This window comes from Micromonospora krabiensis (assembly GCF_900091425.1).
GTDB classification, from domain to species: domain Bacteria; phylum Actinomycetota; class Actinomycetes; order Mycobacteriales; family Micromonosporaceae; genus Micromonospora; species Micromonospora krabiensis.
On record NZ_LT598496.1, the window covers coordinates 1,994,244 to 2,014,913 of the forward strand.

The 20,670-nt window shown below is 70.9% G+C and carries 16 protein-coding genes; 8 read left to right on the plus strand and 8 right to left on the minus strand.

Translation table 11 applies throughout. The annotated features are described in order from the left end of the window. Positions 1–57 precede the first annotated feature (57 nt). A complete protein-coding gene (locus tag GA0070620_RS08885) occupies positions 58–750 on the minus strand; it encodes a CBS domain-containing protein (protein WP_091589416.1) in 693 nt (230 codons plus the stop codon). Positions 751–962: 212 nt separating this feature from the next. On the opposite strand from GA0070620_RS08885, the gene GA0070620_RS08890 reads away from it, so the two are divergent. Both GA0070620_RS08890 and GA0070620_RS08895 read left to right on the plus strand, forming a co-directional pair. Beyond that, positions 963–1,517, plus strand: coding sequence for a DoxX family membrane protein (locus tag GA0070620_RS08890; protein ID WP_091589417.1), 555 nt, complete (start codon positions 963–965; stop codon positions 1,515–1,517). Between the two features lie 168 nt (positions 1,518–1,685). Next, positions 1,686–2,561, plus strand: a complete 876-nt coding sequence (locus GA0070620_RS08895; RefSeq protein WP_091589418.1) for an alpha/beta fold hydrolase — start codon at positions 1,686–1,688, stop codon at positions 2,559–2,561. Between the two features lie 27 nt (positions 2,562–2,588). On the opposite strand, the gene fxsT is transcribed toward GA0070620_RS08895, so the two are convergent. The 7 genes from fxsT to GA0070620_RS08925 form a co-directional block, all read right to left on the minus strand. Then, entirely contained in the window at positions 2,589–6,515 is a 3,927-nt protein-coding gene (gene fxsT / locus GA0070620_RS08900; RefSeq protein ID WP_091589419.1) for an FxSxx-COOH system tetratricopeptide repeat protein, read from the minus strand. 2 nt (positions 6,516–6,517) lie between these two features. Then, positions 6,518–7,666, minus strand: a complete 1,149-nt coding sequence (locus tag GA0070620_RS08905; RefSeq protein ID WP_091589420.1) for a hypothetical protein — start codon at positions 7,664–7,666, stop codon at positions 6,518–6,520. Between the two features lie 120 nt (positions 7,667–7,786). Then, positions 7,787–8,587, minus strand: a complete 801-nt coding sequence (locus GA0070620_RS08910) for an aminoglycoside N(3)-acetyltransferase (RefSeq protein ID WP_231922299.1) — start codon at positions 8,585–8,587, stop codon at positions 7,787–7,789. After that, positions 8,584–10,890, minus strand: a complete 2,307-nt coding sequence (locus GA0070620_RS08915) for an FxsB family cyclophane-forming radical SAM/SPASM peptide maturase (protein WP_231922300.1) — start codon at positions 10,888–10,890, stop codon at positions 8,584–8,586. The genes GA0070620_RS08910 and GA0070620_RS08915 overlap by 4 nt, the downstream gene beginning before the upstream one ends. 63 nt (positions 10,891–10,953) lie before the next feature. After that, positions 10,954–11,130, minus strand: coding sequence for a hypothetical protein (locus tag GA0070620_RS32610; protein ID WP_157741570.1), 177 nt, complete (start codon positions 11,128–11,130; stop codon positions 10,954–10,956). A 233-nt stretch (positions 11,131–11,363) separates the two neighbouring features. Next, on the minus strand, positions 11,364–14,786 hold the full coding sequence (locus tag GA0070620_RS08920) for a tetratricopeptide repeat-containing serine protease family protein (RefSeq protein WP_091589421.1): 3,423 nt from the start codon (positions 14,784–14,786) through the stop codon (positions 11,364–11,366). Positions 14,787–14,802: 16 nt separating this feature from the next. Next, positions 14,803–15,099 (minus strand): CU044_2847 family protein, encoded by a 297-nt coding sequence (locus GA0070620_RS08925; RefSeq protein WP_157741571.1) that lies wholly within the window; start codon positions 15,097–15,099, stop codon positions 14,803–14,805. A 631-nt stretch (positions 15,100–15,730) separates the two neighbouring features. On the opposite strand from GA0070620_RS08925, the gene GA0070620_RS08930 reads away from it, so the two are divergent. From GA0070620_RS08930 to GA0070620_RS08960, 6 genes are all read left to right on the plus strand, one after another. Next, complete coding sequence (locus GA0070620_RS08930) at positions 15,731–16,063, plus strand: hypothetical protein (protein WP_091589423.1); 333 nt, start codon at positions 15,731–15,733, stop codon at positions 16,061–16,063. A 224-nt stretch (positions 16,064–16,287) separates the two neighbouring features. Then, complete coding sequence (locus GA0070620_RS08940) at positions 16,288–16,773, plus strand: DUF5753 domain-containing protein (protein WP_231922301.1); 486 nt, start codon at positions 16,288–16,290, stop codon at positions 16,771–16,773. Continuing rightward, on the plus strand, positions 16,766–16,966 hold the full coding sequence (locus GA0070620_RS08945) for a DUF397 domain-containing protein (protein WP_091589426.1): 201 nt from the start codon (positions 16,766–16,768) through the stop codon (positions 16,964–16,966). Before GA0070620_RS08940 ends, GA0070620_RS08945 begins: the two co-directional genes overlap by 8 nt. Before the next feature lie 834 nt (positions 16,967–17,800). Continuing rightward, entirely contained in the window at positions 17,801–18,721 is a 921-nt protein-coding gene (locus tag GA0070620_RS08950) for a DUF2637 domain-containing protein (protein ID WP_377520347.1), read from the plus strand. A 456-nt stretch (positions 18,722–19,177) separates the two neighbouring features. Continuing rightward, positions 19,178–20,044 carry a replication-relaxation family protein gene (locus tag GA0070620_RS08955; protein WP_091589427.1) on the plus strand — a complete coding sequence of 289 codons (867 nt, stop codon included), beginning with the start codon at positions 19,178–19,180 and terminating at the stop codon, positions 20,042–20,044. 199 nt (positions 20,045–20,243) lie between these two features. Then, positions 20,244–20,579 (plus strand): nucleotide pyrophosphohydrolase, encoded by a 336-nt coding sequence (locus GA0070620_RS08960; RefSeq protein WP_091598381.1) that lies wholly within the window; start codon positions 20,244–20,246, stop codon positions 20,577–20,579. Positions 20,580–20,670: the final 91 nt, after the last annotated feature.

Genomic DNA, 20,670 nt, shown 5'->3' on the forward strand with positions numbered 1-20,670 from the left:
CGGGGTCCCGCGGCGACCGGGTGGGGGTGACCCGACCGCCGCGGGACCGGGTGGGGCTCAGGCCACCGGGGTGACCCGGCCCGGCTCCACCAGCGCGACGTCGTCGACGTCGTACGCGATCCCGTTCGAGACCCGCACCACCCCGCTGACCTGGGTCGCCAGGTGGCCGGCGAGGTGCGCGGCGGACCGCCGGTCGAGCCGCCCGGCCAGGGTGACCTCACCGGCCCGGACCTGCACGGTGACCTTGCCGTCGCGCACGGCGAGGATCCGGTGCAGCACCTCCTGCACCACGTCCTCGCGGATCTCCGCGTCGGTGCGCAGGTGCACCCGGAGCAGGTCGCCGCGGGTCACGATGCCGACGAGCCGGCCCAGGTCGTCGAGCACCGGCAGCCGCTTGACCCGCTCCCGGTCCATCGTCCGGGCCGCGGCCGGCAGGGACGCCTCGGCGTACGTGGTGACCGCCGGCGCCGTCATCAGGTCGGCGGCCAGCAGCGCGTCGGCCTTGCCCCGGGCGCTGCGCCGCCGGCGGCCCTCGAAGATCCGCCGCTGCTCCGGGTCACCGCTGTGCTCGATCTTGTGCAGGAGATCCGCCTCGGACACCACACCCAGCACCCGCCGGAAACCGTCGACCACCGGCACGCCGCTGATCCCCCGCCGGACCAGCACGTCGACGATCTCCCGGTACGGGGTCCGCTCTCCCACCGTCGCGACGTCGCGGGTCATCACGTCACCCACCTGCCATGTCCTCATCACAGCCTCCTCACCGCTGTCCACCTCGGACGTTACGGACGTACGCGAGGCGAGGTCAGGGCCGCGCGACCGGCCTTGCCCGGTCCACCCGACCCGGACCGGACAGGTCCAAGGTCCCGGCCGCGGCGGCCCGCCCGGCCCTGCCGACGCGCCCCCGCCGACCGTCTACTGGAGATGCCACCGAGAGGCGGGGCACGAGCAGACGAGAGGACGTGGAGACCATGACCGCGACGACCGGAACCACCGCCAGGACCGCCCCCGCGGCGGCCGAGACCACCCGCGAGCGGGCCGTCCGGTTCCTGCTCGCCGGCATGCGTCTCGCGCTCGGCTGGGTGTTCCTCTGGGCCTTCCTCGACAAGCTGTTCGGCCTGGGCCTGGCCACCGAGGGCAAGAACGCCTGGATCAACGGGGGCAGCCCCACCAAGGGGTTCCTCGCCTTCGGCGTGGCCGGCCCGTTCGAGGGCTTCTACTACGGCATCGCCGGCGCGGCCTGGGCCGACTGGCTGTTCATGATCGGTCTCGCGGCCATCGGCACCGCCCTGCTGCTCGGCATCGGCGTCCGGGTCGCGGCCGTGGCCGGCGGGCTGCTGCTGGTCATGATGTGGACGGCCGTGCTGCCCCCGGAGAACAACCCCTTCATGGACGACCACCTGATCTACGCCGCGGTGCTGGCCGTCCTCGCCCTGGTCAACGCGGGTGACACGTGGGGTCTCGGCCGGACGTGGGCGCGACTGCCGATCGTCGAGCGCAGCGCCTGGCTGCGCTGACGACCCCCACCCGACGGCGGGAGGCCTGCACCAGAGGCCTCCCGCCGCCGTCGTGGTCGGCGTGTCAGGTGACGATGCGAGTTACGCTCTTGTGTTGAGCGCATCGACGGCGGCAGCTGGTCACGCCCCGGGCCGTGCGGTCGCCGGTCGCACCGGAAGGGGGCGCACCTGGCTACAGAGGAGCGGTTCACGACGAGTGCCGACGACGGCCGATTGTCTGTCGCGGTCACGGGCAGACCTGACGGTGTTCCGGTCTTCCTCCTGCACGGCACGCCCGGTAGCCGCAACGGACCGAAGCCCCGAGGCAGCGTCCTGTACCGGCACGGCGTCCGCCTCATCAGCTATGACCGCCCCGGCTACGGCGGGTCGACACCTCGACCTGGCCGGACGGTGGCCGACGCCGCGAAGGACATCGCGGCGATCGCGCGACATCTCGGCATCTCACGCTTCTCGGTGGTGGGTCGCTCCGGCGGCGGCCCGCACGCGTTGGCGTGCGCGGCGTTGCTCTCCGAGTCGGTCGCCCGCACGGCCGTGCTGGTGAGTTTCGCCAACCCCGAGGCCGCCGGTCCGGACTGGTTCACCGGCATGACCGAGAGCAACCGCCGTGACTTCGCGGCCGCGTCGTCGGACCTGTTGCGGCTGGTGGAGCGCCTCCGCCAGCAGGCGGAGCGGGTACGGCGCGATCCGGAGAGCCTGTTGACCCAACTGGAGGCGGACATGACCTGGCTGGACCGGCACGTGGTGCAGGATCTGGCGATCAGGCGGCTGCTGGCCCAGGCATACCGGGAGGCACTGCGCAGTGGCCCGCAGGGCTGGATCGACGACGTGCTGGCACTGCGGCGGGACTGGGGGTTCAACCTCTCGTCGATCAGCGGACCGGTCCGGCTGTGGCACGGTGAGCAGGACAACTTCGCGCCGGTCAGCCACACCATGTGGCTGGCCCGGCAGATCCAGACCGCGGAGGTGCACGTCCAGCCGGACGCGGCCCACTTCGGCGCGGTGCAGATCCTTCCCGAGATGTTGGAGTGGCTGTCCAACTGGTGAGGCGGTGGCGATGTTCGCCGAGCCGGTTCAGAACGGGTGCGGGTCGATGACCCGGCGCAGCAGCCGGCCCCGTTTCAGCTCCAGCACCGAGGGGTGGTTGGCGCCGATCCGGTCCGCGACGGCGGCGATCGCCTCTGCGACCTGGCCCTGCTGTTCGCTGCCGTGCATGCGCAGCAGGATGAGGGCCCGGTTCGCCTCGCAGCGCAGGGTGTGCGGATGGTCGGGGCCGAGCAGGTCGATCAGCAGGCCCGCCGCGCCGGCCGTCAGTTCGAGCGCCTCGGTGTAACGGTGCAGGTCGGCTTCGATGACGGCCACGTTCATCTGCGCGGCGACGGTGTAGGGATGCCGTGCGGTCAGCACGTCGAGCAGGCCCTCCAGGGACTGCCGGGCCAGGGTCCGGGCCTCGCCGAGGTCGCCCGTGGCACGGATCGCCGCGGCGTGGTTGTTCAGACAGATCAGGCTGTGCGGGTGGCGAACGCCGAGGTGGCGCACGTACGCGTCGCGCACGGCGCCGGTCTCCGCCTCCGCCTGCTCCCAGTCCCCCAACTCCAGCAGGGTCACCGATCGGCTGAGCCGGCAGGTCAGGGTCTCGGGGTGATCGGGGCCGACGATCGCCACCAACCGCTGGTAGGCCACCTCGAGCAGTTCGCTGGCCTCCCGGTGGCGGCCGGCGCTGCGCAGCGAGACGGCCAGGTTGGCGTCGGCCTCGTAGACGAAGCGACTGGTCTCCCCCATCACCGCCGCGTACACGTCGCGCACGTGGGTCAACAGTTCGACGGACTTCTCGTACTGGCCGGCGTCGCGCAGGTCGCGACCGAGGGAGGTGGCCGACTGGAGGGTGTTGAGGTCCTGCTCACCCAGCGCGTCCTGGCGCTTGGCGTAGACCTCCTGGTCCAGGCGCAGCGCGTCGGCCATCTTCCCGGTGAGGCGGTAGGAGACGGCGAGGTTGCTCAGCGCGTTGAGGGTGCGCTTGTTGTCCTCACCGAACTCCGTGCGCCAGATTTCGCAGGTCTCGGTGTCCAACGCCAGGGCCTCCGCGTAGCGGCCCAGGCCCCGCAGGTCGCCGCCGAGGCCCGCCGCCGTGATCAGCGTGTCGCCGTGGTCGCGGCCCAGGAGCGCGACCTGCTGCGCGTGGATCGCCTGGTTCAGGTCGTAGGACTGTTGGAAGGCGCCCTTGTCGCGCAGGAAGTTCGCCTTGTTGAACCGTAGGCGGAGCAGTTTCACGAGCAGTTCGCGACGCTGCGTCTCGTCGTCGTACTCCTGCATCAGCCGGGTCCAGGCGTCCTCGATCCGGGTGGCGACCTCCAGCCCGCCGTCGGGGTTGCCACGGAGGAAGAAGTAGCGGACCTGGTTGACGAGCAGGTCGCGGATGTCCGGGTTGGCGCAGGTGGCGCCGCCGGAGACCTCGACGTGCGGCCAGAGCGTGCGGTACCTGCGCCACTCGCTCTGCACGTCCACCTCGTCCAGGGTGCGGGCGACCGCGGCCAACAGCAGGTGCACCTGGTGACGGGCTTCGGCGAGTTCCTCGTCCGACATCCGGGACCGGACGACGGTGTGCAGCAGGCGGTGGATCACGATGCGGGCGGTGTCGCGGTCGGCGCTCTGGCCGTCGTACTCGCTGTGCTGGTCGAGGCGCAGCAGGGCGAGGCGTTTGATCTGCTCCACCAGCCTGTTGATCATGAGTCGGCTGGTGACGGTCGGGTCGATCGCACGCAGGTACTCGGCCATCGCGCTGCTGTAGATGATGTCGAGCGACACCTCCGGGGCCATGACCGAGCAGAGTTGCAGCAGTCGGTACGCCGCGGGCCGGCGCGCCCTGAGCTGGTCGAGGGACAGCCGCCAGGCCGCCTCCACCCGGCCGATGTCGCTGTCGGAGCCCAGCGCGCCGAGGTTGCCCTCCTCGATCGCCTGGAGGTACTCCGACACCGGCGAGCGGGTCTCCACCAGCCACGCGGCGGCCGCCGCCACGGCGATCGGCAGGTCGCCCAGCGCCTCGGCGATGCGGTTCGCGTCACGTTCGCCGAGAGTGGGCAGGAGCCGGCTGAGGTGGTTGACGCTCTCCGCGCGTTCGAAGACGTCGACCGCGATCACCTGTGCCTGTTCGCCCCAGTTGGTGCCCTGCGAGGTGATGACGACGTGGCCCGGGCCGTTGGGCAGCAGGCGTTCGATGCGGGCCGCCTGCTCGGCGTTGTCGAACACGACCAGCCACCGCAGGCCGGCCTCGCCACGCGACAGGGCCTGCTTCACCGTCTGCGCGCCCTCGGGGACGCTGCTGGACAGGCTGAGACCGAGCCGACGGCCGAGGTCGTAGAGGGCGCTGTCGACGTCCTCGGTGGAGTCCGCGTCGACCCACCACACGATGTCGTACGCACCGCGGAACCGGTGTGCGTACTCGGTGACCAGTTGGGTCTTGCCGATGCCGCCCATGCCCTGCAGGACGACGGGGACGGCGGCGTCGCTCTGTGCCCGCAGCTTGCCCCGGAGCAGGTCGAGGAGCGCCTCTCGGCCGGTGAAGAGCAGGTTGCGCGGCGGGGCCTGGAAGACGGTCTGGGGGCTGCCCGGAAACCGGGGGGCGCCGACGAGGAACTCGGCCTTGGGGGGCGGGAAGCCGACCAGGCGCAGGAGTTGTTCGGCGGCGGCGAGCTCCTCGAGCCGACCCAGGCGGGTGGAGTTGCCGCTGGTGACCGGCGACGCGGCGGCCTGCGTGGCGCCCACGTAGACGGTCAGCGGCCGGCGGGTGTCCCGAGCCGACGTGCCGGGCCGGGCGACGTCGACGGTCTCGGTGGAGGTGTTGACGACCAGTGGACGGGCGACCACGGCGAGACCGGCCGGCTTGCCGCCGGGGCCGGGGTCGTGCACCTGGATGCCGGCCTCGCGCAGGATCCAGGAGATCCACTCGGCCCAGACGAGGCCGGCCACGTCATACCTGAGCGTCACCTCGGTCTCGCGCACCGCCGCCATCCGTACGAACTGCGCCTTGAGGCGGATGCGGTCGGCTTCGTCCATGGTGGGCAGCCGGGTGACGCGGCCCTCGGTGATGACCTCGGTGAGTTTCTCGAAGGCGCCCAGCAGGTTGCCGGGTGCGCCCGAGCTGTCCTCGATGGTGGCCAGCGTCTCCTCGTACGCGTAGTAGGCCAGGTAGGGCACCTGGACCTCGGCCCAGTAGCGCTCCCGCGCCTCGTCGCTGAGGTGGGCGGGCAGCCCGTCGAACCGTTGCCGGGCCACCAGCCGGCCGGTGTCCGCCTTGAGCTTCTCCGCCGGGTCGATGCGCATCGCCACGGGCAGCACCCGGATGCGCCGTGGCAGGGTCTTGCGGCTGATCGACTGGGCGACCTCGGCGGCGCCGTCGATGCCCTGCTCGCTGAGCGTGAACGAGGCGATGAGGGTGTCGGGAAGGTGGACGGTGCAGATGTCCGCGACGTCGCTGAGCCCTGTGCGGCTGTCGATGAGGGTGAAGTCGTAGGTGCGTTTCATGTCGGCGCGCAGCGCGTCGAAGAACGCGCCGCCGGCGAGCACCTCGTAGAAGTGGTCCCAGTCGAGGCCGGAGATGGACCTGCTGTAGCTGTGGTTGTGTCGGCCGGTGCCGAGGAAGTCGAGCGTCCCACCGGCGGGCCATCGCCAGTTGATGGAGAAGGCGTGGCGCCGCACGTTCGCGAAGGCGGCGTGGGGCAGTTCGCCGGGGGCCGCGGGGTCCCGGCTCGCGGCCTCCCTGGCCGCCCCTTCGTAGCCCACGAGCATGTCGATCACACCGCCGGCGCCGCGCAGCATGCCGTCGTGGAGGAACGGGCGGTAGAAACGGTGCAGGCCCGGCGATTCGAGGTCCCAGTCGACGACGAGCACGCGGTAGCCGTTCGCGGCGAGAATCCACGCGGTGTTCGCGAGCGCCATGGTCCGGCCGGTGCCACCCTTGAAGGAGTAGAAGGTAACGATCTGACCGTCCCGGACGTCCGTCATGTCTACTCCTCCGGTTGGCTGTTCGAGCGCGGGCGCGGCGGGTACCGCCGCTCCACCAGATGCTCGTCGTCGAAGTTGCGGATGGCCCGGTCGATCGCGGCGGTGATGACCGCTGCCGAGTCGTTGAGCTCGGTCATGATGCGTGGTCGTGGCACCCACCGGGGACCGCCTGCCGGCGTGCGCCGCCCGTCCCACAGGTCCGCCTCGGGTGGGCGGATGTCGTCGATGCTCTCCGGCACGAGTAGCGGCTGCACCCAAGCGGGCAGGGTGCGCAGGAGCTCCTTCAGCCTCGTCCTGCGGTCGCCGTCGGCTTCGAGCGTTGCGGCGTCGATGAGCAGCACCGCCGGTCGCTCGCCGAGGCGCTCGTTGCCGTCGCTGAGATCGACCGACCGGACGTCGAAACGGGCGGTGTTCACGTACCCGGCCACCCGTGCCGCGGCTTGCCGCAGCGGCCCGTCGGTGCGAACGCCGCCGGCGGTGCCGCCCCCGTCGCCGGCAGCGGGAACCCCCCACGTGGCGATCATGAAGGCGGGCTTCGCCTTCCGGGGCGCGGTGCCGGGCCAGCGGCCGCTCGCCGGCACCTGCCGCCCCTCCGCCACGTCGACGATCCACTCGCTGAGGAACGCCAGGACCCGTTCGTAGGCGTCCCGGTCGGCGTGCCGCCGGCTCAGGGCGACCAGGCCCGTCTCGGCGTACTGCGGCACGTCCGGCAGGGGCGTCAGGGCGGTGTCGAGCGTCGCCCAGGCCGTGGCCGTCGGTGGCACCTCCCACAGCACCGGCAGCAGGCGCTGTTGCGGTGGCCGCTCGTGCAGTGTGGACGGTTGACGGTAGAAGGCGAGGCGTTCCACGGTGGCCTGCTCGTCGGCGTCGTAGCACGTCGAGCGCAGTGCCACGAACACGGCGGTGGAGGCGAGCGCGCGATCGACGCGGTCGGGCTCGACCGACGGGTCCGCGCAGGGGCGAAACAGCCCGACCGACCAGTCGGCCTTACCCCTCGGGCGGTTGGTGACCGCGTCGGAGAGGTCGCGGAACACCGCCCGCACGTAGTAGTCGATCTCGACGTGCGGGTCCACGGGTTGCGGATGGGCGTGGCTGAGGAAGAAGTAGAACGGTTCCTGGCCGCCCGCCGGTGGGGGCTCCTCCGGCCTCACTGCGGCCTGCCCACGATGAAGGTCGACGAGCCGATCCGCACCGCCACGCCCCCAACCGTCCTGTGCGTTGCGCGGCCATCACAATACGTGAAAGCACGGACACATACCAGGAACGGTCGATCACCGATTGCGGGTCATCCAGCCGACGGCGAAGTCGACTGATCGGCGCATCGGCATGCTCAGGGTGCGCGCCCGTCCGACCCTGCCCTCGGTCACCATCGCATTGGGCACCGCCTCCAGCGCCTGCCCGAGCAGCCCGAAGTCACTGTCGTCGAGGTCGAGGCCGGTGAAGTCGCACCGGACACGCCTGTCCCCGTCGCGCAGGAAGCAACAGTAGTCGCGGGTGGACCGCCGTGGCAGGCGGTACTCAGCAAGGTGGAGGGCCGTGCAGGCGTCGTAGCCGACACCCAGCAGCACGATCGTCGCGTCCGCCTCGTACAACGCGCCCAGGGGTGAGCGCTCGCCGAGGTGGCAGTCCAGGTCGTGCACGCGCATCAGCTCCGCCGCGCCGTGCCCCACGGCCGCGAACGACGTCTGCGGGTGTGTGCTGCGCACGGCCGCCGGTTCGCGCCGGACGTGCTCGGCGAACGCGCCCATGCCGAACGACGGCGTGGTGGCCGGGTCGAAACCCTCGATCCGGGCGATGTGACGGGCCACCTCGGCGGGTGTCATACCGCGGGTCGCCAAGCGGTAGGCGGGACTGGAGGTGGAGTTGTTCGGGGTCTGCGCGGGCACCACGACCGCCGCCCGCCCGATCACCCGGCGCAGCGCCGCCAGCACGGTGGCCGCGCCGCCGTCCACGTGGCCCACCGCGCGCATCGACGCGTGCACCAGCACGCTCCGGCCCGCGGTGACGCCCGCCGCCGCGAACTGTTCGCTCAGCGCTGCGACGCTGTCCGGCGTGAGCGTGGTTGCCGTCACCTCGTCAACGCCTCGGCGAGGTGGCCGACGAACCGCTCGCCGGCGGGGGTCAGGGCGCCCGATCCGCGCAGCGCGTCGGCCGCGTCCGCCGTCCACTCCCGGTACTGCCGGTGGCGCTCGTCCGCCAGGCTGCCGGCGCCGTCGCGGCGTGCCCGCTGACGCCAGATCTGCGTGATCGCGAGGTGGGCGTACGTGCCCTGAAGGACGCCCTCGATCGGGCGTGGGTCCTCGCGCCAGGCGACCTTCACCCGCGCGGTGTGTTCGGGGTCGAACAGGTCGCAGAGGTCGAGCAGGGCGCCGAGCACGCTGTGCTGGAACTCGTGCACGATCATAACGGCGGTGGCGGGGCCGTCCGCGCGGGCGAGACCGATCGACGCGAACGCCTGCCGCGCCGTGGAGCTGCGCAGGGTGCCGGTCGGGTCGTCCAGCAGCGGCACCACCGCCCGCAGCCCGGTGCGGACGACGGACGCCTGGTGGGGGACGTCGGCCTCGATGGCCTCCCACGCGCGGGCCAACGCCTCGCGCCACGCGGCGAACTGCGGCGGGTCCACCCGCTCGGCGGCCTTCCAGTCGTGGCAGTCACGGTAGGGATCGAGATCCTCGAACAGGATCGTCGACCCGCCGAAGGGCAGGTGTCGGCCGGCCTGCCAGCGGGCGCCGGTCACCTGCGGCTCGCCGGTGCCCGGCTCGTCGGGGAAGGCGACCCGCGCCCGCTCAGCACCGTGCCGGACGGTCCAGTCCCGCGGCGTCACGGTCAGCGTCGCGGTGCCGGTGGCGACGGTCGGCAACGCGAGCGCGCCGACCGACGGCAGGTGGATCACGCCGGCGCGCATCGGGACGTCCAGCTCGACGGAGGCGCCGGCCCGCACGGCGGCCGCCGCCGCGATGCAGGACAGGTGGGAGTCGATCCCCCGGTCGACACGGCCGGGTCCCGGCAACGCCGAGGCGGCCCAGACGCGGACGTACGGGTGGCCGAGCGTCTCCTCGACCGCCTCGGGCGCCTCCTGGTCCAGCCGGGTCAGCAGTTCCCAACCGGCGCGGGCGTCCGCTGATCCGGCGTCGGCCACCGTCACGAGCAGCGCCCGCGTGATCGCCAGGTGGCTGCCGGTCAGGAACCGGAGGTCGTCCTCGGCGGTGTGACCGGAACCGATGCGGTCCAGCAGGCCGTCGGGCAGGTCCGCGCCCTCACCGTCGACGACGGGTGGGGTCGGGACCGGTGTGGGGCTCGTCCGCGCGTTGAGCGACACGATCAGCTCCTTGAGATCGGCGCAGTACACCGACGGGTTGTCGAAGCCGGTGCCGTCGCGGTAGCGGTGCGCGTACAACCCTCCGCCGCACTGGCGGACGACCGGGCAGGCACGGCACGTCGCGGCGAGCCCGTCCAGGCCGGTCTGCCGGCGGGCGATGCCGGGCAGCGCCGAGACCTCGTCCACGGCGTGGGTGAACACGCTCAGCCCGGTGGCGGGTGCGCCGGGATAGGTGATCTTCAGCGAGTCGACCTGCTCCCAGGTGCCGTCGGTCTCGATGGTGACGAGATCCGCCGGGTCGAGACCGACCCACTCGTTGCCGCTTGCGCCGCCCGCCCCGGTGGACAGCAGCGAGTCGAACAGCCGGATCGGCATCGGTCGGCCGTCGGCGGTCCAGCGGTCGTAGACGGCCAGCAGCCACCGCGCGTACGGGGTGGGCTCGCCGTGCGGCCGGTGCGGCGGGATCGCCCAGGTGGCGTGCGGCAGCAGCAGGTCCACCAACGGCGGCTCCTCGGCCCGCAGCGCCTCGTAGACGGCGACCGGGTCGTTGGCGGTGTCGACGGTGCAGAGGATGCCCGCGAACTGCCGCCGGTACGCCGGCCGGCGCAACAGCCCGATCCCGTTCAGGACCTGGGCGTGGCTGCTGCCGCCGTGCGGGAACCGGCGGTGCCGGTCGTTGGCCGCGCGGTCACCGTCCAGTGAGATGCCGACGCGGACGTCGTACTCCGCCAGGAGGTCGCAGTACTCCTCGGACAGTCGTACGCCGTTGGACTGCATCCGTAGGTCGAGGCGGCTGGTCGGTTCGATCCGTCGCCGCAGCAGGTGCAGGATCTCCCGCAGGCGACGCACTCCGAGCAGCAGTGGTTCACCGCCGTGCAGCACGACGGTGACCGCGGGCAGGCGGTGCGCCGCCGCGTGCTCGGCGATGCGTTCGGCGGCCGCCGAGGCGGTGCGCAGATCCATGTACCGGGGGCGCTGCCGCCAACTCTGGTCGGCGTGCTCATAGACGTAGCAGTGGTCGCACGCCAGATCGCAGCGGCTGTGGACCTTCAACACGTACTGGCTGATGGGCCACGTCGCCGGTGACGATCCGGGTGCGGTCACGGCGGTCGGCGCGGATCAGGCGGCGGATCCGAACCGGGCGACCTCCACGGCGCCCGTGGCGCCTTCGCGGTGACGCATGACCTTCCTGACGATCTCCGCTGCCCGGTCGACGGGGATCTCGTGCAGGGGGGTGCGACGCACCTCGCCGAGCGACTCGGTCATGGTGGCCCGCTGCTGCTCAACGATCTTCACGAGCTCGCTCTTTCTCTACGAGGAATGCCCTGGCTCATCGGCGACGATCCGCCTGAGGGCACCCCTGAAACCGAGGTCTGGTTCTGTGTGGGATGGTGTGGAGGTCACAGCCGGCGGCCACATCGATGGACGGCCGAGCCTCCGTACCTCAGGATGGCCCCGAGGGTATCGGCGACAACACTATCCATTCGGTCTAAAGTTCGCATCACCGCGCGCCGGTTGACCGACATCGATTACTGCTCATGTTCGCCCGGCTCCGGCGTCCGCAGGCTGTCGAGCAGTTCCCGCGCGGACCTGCTGAGCATGCCGGAGTCCTCGAACGGCTCGAGCGCCTCCCGCGCCTCCACCCTGGCCCGCTCCCTGCCCGCCCGATCGGCGACGCGGCGGTAGCACTGCAACGACCAGGCCAGGTCCTCGGCGAGCGCCACGCTTGCCTGGTCCCGGGCCCACAGGCTGCGACGGAAGTGCACCGCCGCGCTGAGCAGGGCTTCGGCGTTGACGCCGACCTCGCCCGGCGCGGCGTCGAGCGCCACCACGCCCAGACCCTCGTAGAACAGGGCCACGAGACGGGCGAACTGGACGCTGTCGGGCTCCGCCGCGAGCAGCCGTTCGGCCCGGGTGCGCCCCAGCCGGTAGAACTTCTCCGCCTCCCGTGCCCTTCGCCGCCGGGCCGCGAGCTCACCCAGGCCCATGTAGACGAACAGGCTGTCCCGGGCGAAGGTCACGTTGCGCGGCTCCGCCGCGAGCAGATCCTCGGCGACCGCCAAGCCGAGGTGGTAGAGCCGTTCGGCGTCGTCGAGCCGCCCCTCCCGGGCCGCGAGCTCGCCGAGCCCGCTGTAGGAGACCAGCAGGTCGTGGGCGTAGACCGTGTTGCGCGGTTGTGACGCGTGCAGCCGCTGCCGGATCTGCAGCGCCAGCTCGAAGCGGTGCCGCGCCTCCTCGAACCGTGCGGCTTCGAAAGCGTGCTCGCCCAGGCGGTGGTAGGAGTTGGACAGGTCACGGGCGTAGTTCGCGTTCTCCCGATCGTCGGTCCACAGCTTCTCGCGGATGCGGTGCCCCTGTTCGTAGAGCTGTCGCGCCTCACCGGGTCGCCCCGTCTCCATCGCGATGTCACCCAGCACCTCGTAGGAGATCGACAGGTCGCGGGCGTACGTGGTGTTCGCCGGCTCCTCTTCGCACAGCCGCAGGCGGATCGGCAGCACCTGCCGGTACAGACGCTCCGCCTGCACGCTCTCGCCGGAATCACGGGTGAGTTCGGCCAGCCCTTCCTGCGAGACCGCGTAGTCACGGGCCAGGGTGCGGTCCTCGGGGTGCCGGCTCATGAGCCGCTCGCGGATCTCCAGCCCCTGCTCGTACAGCCCGCGGGCACGCTCGGCCTGCCCGAGCCAGAACGCCAGGCGAGCCAGCTTGTTGTAGGAGATGGACAGTTCCCGCGCGTAGCGGTCGTCGTCCGGGTGCGCCCGCGACAGCCGCCGACGGATGTCGAGACCCCGGACGTAGAGAGCCTCGGCGCGCTCACTCTGCCCGGAATGCCGCGCCAGGTCGCCGATCCTGTTGTACGACACGGACAGCTCGAGCAGCGCGACGTTGCCGGCCGCACTCGTCTGCGCGAGTTGCGCCATCCGCGTCTCGACCGCGCCGCCGAGCAGCCGCTGCAGGCCGATGGCCAGGTCCAGCCTCCCCGGCCGCTCGGCGGTGCCCTCGGCGCGCGCCTCCGCCCGATCGACCAGGTGCCGGTGCCGGTCGAACAGCGCGGCGGCGACACAGCCGGTAGCGGCCGGATTGGTGACGACCAGCCGCGCCAACAGGTCCAGACTCCGCGCCACCTGGGCGTCGTCGTCCAGTGCGAGCACCGCGCCGAGCAGCTTCCGGCCACCGTCGCCCTGACCCGCGAGCACCTCGGCAACGAGCGCCTCTCCCAACAGGTCGGGTCGTACCGGATTGATCTGCAGCGGCCCGGCGTAGAGCGCCGACAGCCAGGCCACCGTCTCCCGGCGCAGGCCCGCCGTCGCCTCCCCGCGCAGCTCCGGGAGCACCCGCAGCAGCGCCTCGGCCTGCTCGTCGGTCTCCGCGCCGGCCAGGGTGGCCACGGCGACCGCGGCACGTCGCGACCGCTCGGACAGCGCGGCCGGCGCGCGGCCGTTCCAGTAGCGCGCCTCGTGGTCGAGCGCGCGGTCCACCGGTGGTCGTTCACTCGCGGGGTGGCCGCCCGACAGCGCGCGGTCGAACGCCTCGAGCAACACCTCCAGCGGCACCTCGTACCGCTTGCCGGTGAGGTCCGGCGCCGGAGCCTGTCGGGCCGACTCCTCCCCCAGCCAGGCCCGGCGGAACGCCCGGAACGCCGTGTCGTAGAGCTCGCGGCGCGAACGCGTGGGGATGCGACCGATGGTGATCGGGTCACCGCTGCTGTTGAGGATCTTCCGCAGCGCCGGCCCCGCCGCCTTGCCGATCTCCCGCAGCACGTCACCCCCGCCCGTGGTGTAGCCGGCGGCCGTCCGGGTCAGGAGGACCACCCGCACGGGCGCGAGCGCGGTGGCCTTCGCGCGGAGCTTGTCGAGCAGGGCCCGCAGGGTGTCGATCGCGATGGCCTCGACGTAGTCGATGACGACGAGACGGGGCAGCGGCAGACCGGCGACCTCCTGCGCGGCGGCGGGCAGGTCGGTCAGCTCGGTCCACCGCACGACGACCCAGTTCCGTTTCGCCATCGCTCGGCACAGCTCGATCGCGTGGCGGGTCTTCCCCGCGCCGCCTACCCCGGCGAAGCGCCACACCTCCATCGCGGTGGGCTGCTCGCACCAGCGCACGGCCGCACGCAGGTCCTCGTCGCGAAGGCGGTAGGGCACCACGCGCGAGTCGGCGAGCAGCATCTCCGCCGGCAACGAGCCGGGCGCCCGCTGGAACCCGTCCCAGTCCGGCAGCAGCTCGTCGGGGACGGCGACCGGGACCACCGCGTGCCACGTGCGGCGATCGGCCAGCACCGCCTCGGTCCCCCGCCGCACCAGGTCCCGGCCGTAGTCGATCAGCTCATCGGGGACACCCGGCATCGCGCCGAGCAGCGCGGAGATCGGAGCCGCCCAGCCGCCCAGGTCACTGGTGCGGTCCCGGGTCCCGGTCATCACGCCCACCACGGCCCGCCGGGTCGGGCACACCAGCGGCGCGCCGGAGAGGCCCAGGTCGGCCTGGCCCTGCTTGAGCCGGAGGAACCCGTCGCCGTCGACACCCTCGAAGGCGAACCGGGCCGGCGCCCCGTGCGACGGCCCGCGCAGCTCACGGGGCGGAAACCCGTACGCGTGGCAGTCGTCGCCGAGGGGCTCTCCGTTCGCCGCCCAGACACAGGGGTGACGGCTCACCCACGGCTGACTGTCGTGCAGTCGCAGCAGCGCCAGGTCCGGAAAGGGCCACAGCGTGGTGCTCTCCGGCACGTCGGAGAACGCCATCACGTCGGCGCGCACCGCCACCTCACCCACATCGACGGCCGCGGGCGTCACGACCACCTTGTGGAAGTCCCCCCGGGCGCGGTCGAACACGACGTGGGCGGCGGTGAGCACCCACCCGGGTGCGATGAAGAAACCGCTGCCCAGCAACCCACCAGCGAGGGCGTCCACGCGCACGACGTGCCGACGCAGTTGCAGCGAGTTGACCACCGCGCCGGTCATCGGGTGCCCGCTTCGATCACGAACCGTCTCTCCAGACCAGGGTGATCTTGAAGGTCGCGGCCCCGTCGCCCGAGACGACCAGCCCGGTGAGCGGGCCCGCCTTGGCGGTCAGCGACAGGCCGAACTCCACGGTCGCCTCCGCCGGCTTGACCTGCTGCCAGACCTGCGCCAACTCCTCGGCCACCGCCTGGACCGTGTCCCGTACCCCGTCGAAGGAGAGCAGGCGCCCGGCGCCGACCGTCTCCGGGCCACCCTCCTCAGCCAATTCGACAAAGAACTCGACGTCGCCGGCCTGGACCGGCTCTACGCGCACCTTCCGAGGGTGATCCGGCTGCATGACGACATCCCCCGATCGACGAAATCGACTCACGTTGAATGGTTGCATGCGCGAAGGTGTCACAGGCAGCAAAGTGTCTGCATTGGACACTTGTTCCTCGGCTCCCCGTCTGGCACCGCCACGCGGCGAACCACCCGGATCTCGGCGACTGCGGCTACGTCATCGAAGGCGTGATCAAGACGACGCAGGTCGACGGCGCTACGGCTACCCGCGCTGGCGACAGTAGTGGTCCCGTGTTCAGGCTTCGCCGCAGTTCACGCAGGCGCGCTCGGCAGAGACCTTCGTGCGTCCCACTCGAGGTCGTCCCCCGGCCGACTCGGCACCACCCCGAGCACCGAGGCGGTCCGCGCTGCGGTCGCCGGCGGCGTGCAATGAATCGCAGTTGTGCGCATCTCGCTCGCTCTCCATCGGCGGTCCGCAGAGTCACGGACGGCGTGGGTAACTGCGCAGCCGATTCGGTGCGAAGGCATGCTGCGCAAGCGATTCCACGCCGTCACCTTCAGGTTGGCAGCCAATCAGAGCATGGTCAGCGGAGCAACCCACGTCCTGATGCCCGATGCCGTCGTGCCCATTGCGCACGGTGGATCATCGTCACTAGCCTCTCGCTATGCCTGAGATCTTCCAGATGGATCGCGTCGATCGGATCGCCGATGTCCTCTACGGGGTTGCCGTCGCGGAAGGCCTCATTGGCTACGGCCCGCTCGGAAGGCGCGTCGGCCTCCAGGCAAACTTCCTGAGCCAACCGCTGGCCCAGGTATCCGAGCGGGCCGCCGAGCGGAACGAGCCGATCTGGAGTGCGCTCGTCGTCGGCAAGGAGACAGGCCGGCCGCACGAGGGCTTCTACGCGCTCGCTCGCCGCCTGCGCTCCGAGTACGCAAACCTCGACGACGAGGTGCTATGGCAGAAGGAATGCGAGCGATGCTACGCCGCCGCGCGTTGACGGCACCCGCGTAGGGCGCCTGCGATTCCTACTCTCGCGAGCTCTTGCAATGGGGGTAGCGTCCAGCCTTAGCTTCACTCATCGGCGCAGGCGGCGGGAGCAGTCACCGTCGTGACCGTCGCGGAGGAGACAGCGTCGGCCGCCGGGCAGCCTCAGGTCGCAGAAGACTCGGTGGGATACCCGGTCTGTTGCAGACACGGGAGTATGCGCTCGGCCTCGCGCGCTTGGACCAGCCGTCGGCCAGCGAAGAGGATCGCGAACGGTCGGTGGAGGTCCGACTACAGCGGCAGGCGCTTCTGACCCGACGGCTGCCACAGCCGCCCCGGTTGGATGCCGTCCTCTCAGAGGCAGTGCTGCGCCGAACTGTCGGCAGTCGGAGTGCGATGGTCGAGCAGCTCGCGCGCCTCTTGTCGGCCGCAGAGATGCCGAACGTGTCCGTGCGGGTGCTGCCCTTCGCCGCAGGGCCGCACTCCGGTGCGGTCGCGGGTTCGTTCGTGATTCTCGACTTCCCCGCGACTAACGGCGGGCGAACCGCGCCGGAGCCCTCGGTGGCGTACAGCGAATCGCTGACCGGCGCCCTGTACCTCGACAAGCCGGACGAGCTGGCCGCCTACCGGAGCGTCTGGCAGAGTCTCGAACGGCTAGCACTCGATGAGTCACAATCGACGGACATGATCAAGAGCGTCATCGCGGAGTTGCGACATGACTGACCTGACCGGCGCCGTCTGGCGCAAGAGCACCCGCAGCGGCGGCAACGGCGGCAACTGCGTCGAGGTCGCCATGAATCTTCCCCGCGTGGTGGCCGTCCGGGACTCCAAGGACAGCCTGGGCGCGGTCCTTACGTTCAGGCCGCAAGCCTGGAGCGACTTCATCAGCACCGTCCGCGGCAACGCTCTTCGATGAGGGCATGCATCTTCGCGCCCTGCCCACTGCACGGATTCCCTGCTCAGCAGCACTGCCGTTGAGCAGGAGCGATCTCGCCGCTCAACTCCGCGACATGCTCAACCACGTCAAGCTGGAGCTGGAGGGACCGGAGCCCGGTCGCGGCCCAGGAACGTCCGGTGGCGAATCGTCCGGCGGCTTCCCCGGCGTGCGCGCAGCCAGCCCGAGCCATGATCGCCAGCCCCGTCGCCTCGCAAGTCGCAACTGCGCTCGACGGATCCCGGAGGCTCCGGCGGGCGAGACAGCGTCATTGTCGGGCACGTTCGGTGGCTCCGGCGCACACGAGCCAGGCGGGTAGGGGTTGACTCGTCCGGTATTCGCGGGGCGTACTTGATAGACGTTCTCGCCCTGTCTGCTGACGCGCTCGACGACCGATGACAGGCAGGCACCACCCCCAAGACCGGCTGCCTGCTCTTGTTCGGGTCGATGCCAGCACGACGTCGAGTGATGGGAGGTTCCATGAAGGACCGTCTGCCGGCGAGCTGAGCCGCCTCATCACGACGTCTGTTGTCTTGCGTCGTAGTGGATCCTGACCCTCGTGGCTCGGCTTGGCCGCCTGCCTCTGCCCGCCCGATGGCCCCAGCCTGCCGTACAGGTTGTGGCAAACGCCTGTCGTCCTTCTGCCGGCGGCTGCGCGGAGTCCGCTCGTTCGATAGCACTACCACGAAAATTGGAGCAACGACATGACTTCCATCAACATCACCACGGTTGAGCTGCCGGATATGGCCGTCCGCGCCTACCCAGCCACCCTCATCACGGCCACACACCGAGATCGTCTCGACAGGTGGGGGGACCTTGGCGACAGCTGAGCGTCGGCCGCACGGACTGCCCGGTCAGGCACGGCTGAGGCGGGAGCGGCTCGAGAACTTCGTCCAGGTGCTGATCATGCTGTTGATCGGCGGAGCGGCCGGCGCGGCGTCGTTCCGTCATGTGCATGACGTCGCGGCTGCGCACGGCCAGCCGGGCTGGTTGGCGTGGGCTGACGCGGTCGTGCTGGAGTTGGCATCGATCGCGGGCGGACTGGAGCTGCGCCGCAACCGGCGCTCGGGCAAGAGCGTCGCCTTTCCCGCCACGATGTTGACGGTGGCGGTTTTCCTGTCTCTGGCGGCGCAGGTGGTGGAGGCGCAGCCGTCGGTGATCGGTTGGATCGCCGCCGCGCTGCCCGCGCTGGGCTTCCTGGCGATGGTGAAGATCGCTCTCGGCCGCGCCGACTCTGCCCCGTCCCACCGGACCACGCCGTCCGAGCGGACCACGGGGATTGCCCGGACCACCGGGACCGCCCGGACCACGGGAGCCGTCCGGACCGCATCCGGACCGACGCCCGCCGGCGCGGCCGCGGTCCCGGACGCCCAAGAGTCGGCCCGGGACCGCCGGAGCCCGGACAACACCAGCACTCTCGCCGTCCGGGCCGCCATCGCCGTGGTCCCCGCCCCGGCGGACCGGGGCTTGGCGGTCCCGGACCGACGGTCCGGTAGCGCGCGGGACCGGGACGACCGTCCGGAGGTCGTCGCGCTGGTCCCGGACGCCCGGACCGCCGCTCGCCTTCTCGCTGTCCAGGGGACACCGCTGTCCCGCACGGCCCTCGCCCGTCAGATGCGCGCGGAGGGACATCAGCTGTCCAACGCCACCGCCTCGGCGCTCGTGCGCGTTCTGCGCGCCGAGACGGCTCCACCCGGCCAGTCCGCACCGGATCTGTCACAGCCTGCGGCCGTCTGACAGAACCGCGACCTGTGGCCCTGTCAGCCCCGAGCCGGTCCTGTCAGGGGACCAGGCGTCAGTCGCGGGGGCTGCGCCGGCTGACAGTTCCTGACGCGACCTGACAGCGCATCCATCCGTCCACGTCATCGACCTGGCCGGTACGTCCTCGCCCGCCAACCCGCATCCCGATCACAGGAGAAATGATCATGTTGATCCAGCTCAGCGACCCTTCTTCGCTCCAGCAGCATCGTCGCGGGGGCGCGCCCTGCCATTTCTCCGAACCCCACTGCGGGGCATGGAGGGTGACCGGCGGCGCCGATGTCCGTGTCGGTCTCCGTTCGACCGTCCGCCTTGATACTGACGCCCGAACCGACCCCCTGCCCCTCCTAACAGCCCAGGTCAGTGCGGCTCACACGGCCTCGCGAACGCTCCAGACAGACCCTCGGCTCTGGGGTCTCCCCCCAGGGGACGCTTATGCGTAACCGGCTACCGGCTTCGGATCCGCTGTTGCGCCTGCAGGCAAGCATCACGGTCCGCGACGACCAGCTGCTCGGCTGGCTGTACGACCACGGGGTGCTCACCACGGATCAGATCGCCGAGGCCCTGTTCCCATCCCTGGACTTCGCCCAACGCCGACTACGCCGCCTGACCCTTCTGCAAGCGACAGACCGGTTCCGACCCAACCGGGCCTACGGTGGCTCCTACCCCTACCACTACGTCCTGGACCAGCTCGGCTACCATCACGTTCACGCCCAGCGCGGACTTGCCGCGCCCCGCCGCGACCAAGCACGCCGCCGCAAACAGTCCCTGACATCGCGGCGGGACCTGCCACATCTGCTCGGCGCCAACCAGGTCTTCATCGACCTCGCCGCTCACGCCCGCACCCACCCCCACACCAGCCTGGACCGATGGCAGCCGGCTTCCGCCTTTCACAGCCCCGGAGTGTGGTACCGGGTCGGAGACGATCCACGGATGATGTCGCGCGGGCCAACAGGACTTCCCCGGCCCGACGGGGCCGGCGTCTGGACCGATCACGGGCGGACCGTGCCGTTCTTCCTCGAGTACGACACCGGCGCGGAGAGCCTCGACGTCCTCGTCGAGAAGGTCGGCAAATACGACCGGTTGTACTCGATGACTACCTGGGCGTGGCCGGTCCTGTTCCACCTACCGTCCGCGCGACGGGAGGCGAACCTGCACCATCGCCTCGCCGCCATCGCACCCGAGGCGACCATCGCCACCACCAGTGCCGAACTCCGCGCGGTACTCGGTGTCAGTCCAGCCGAGCCGGTCTGGCAGCTCGGGGGCACCGCAAGACGGCTCCGGCTGGTCGACCTGCCGTAATACCGCCGGCGATCACGACAGCGCGCTCTGAATCCGCGTTTCAAAAAGTGTTGTGATACCTCGACGTGGTCTTCGCTGACTATGTCAGTGAAGACCACGTCTGTGTCGCTGTGTCTGTAAACCCGCGTGGCGGCGCGAGGCGGAACCTGCCGGATGGCCAGGACGATCCAGGCCACCTCCAACTGGAATGCTTCCAACCATGGAAGAACTGACGAGACGTGTACGAACTTTCGCTGAGGAACGGGACTGGCAGCAGTTCCACACGCCCAAGAACCTGGCGATGGCACTCACCGGCGAGGTCGGCGAGTTGGTGGCCGAACTCCAGTGGCTCACGCCCGAGCAATCCGCCTCGGTGATGTCCGACCCGGACTCGGGTGCGCGCATCAAGGCGGAGATCGGTGACGTGATGATCTACCTGACCCGACTCGCGGACGTGCTCGGCATCGACCTGATGGAGGCGGCCCTGACCAAGTTGGCGGATTCAGCCCTCCGCTACCCGGTTGAGCAGGCCCGCGGGTCGGCCGCGAAACGCTAGTCACCGGCCTCTCGGGCGTAGCGGTGAGTTGATCTCTTCGCTACAGTCCTGGCCATCAGAGCGCGTTTCGACGGGCTTCCGGCGGCTGTCG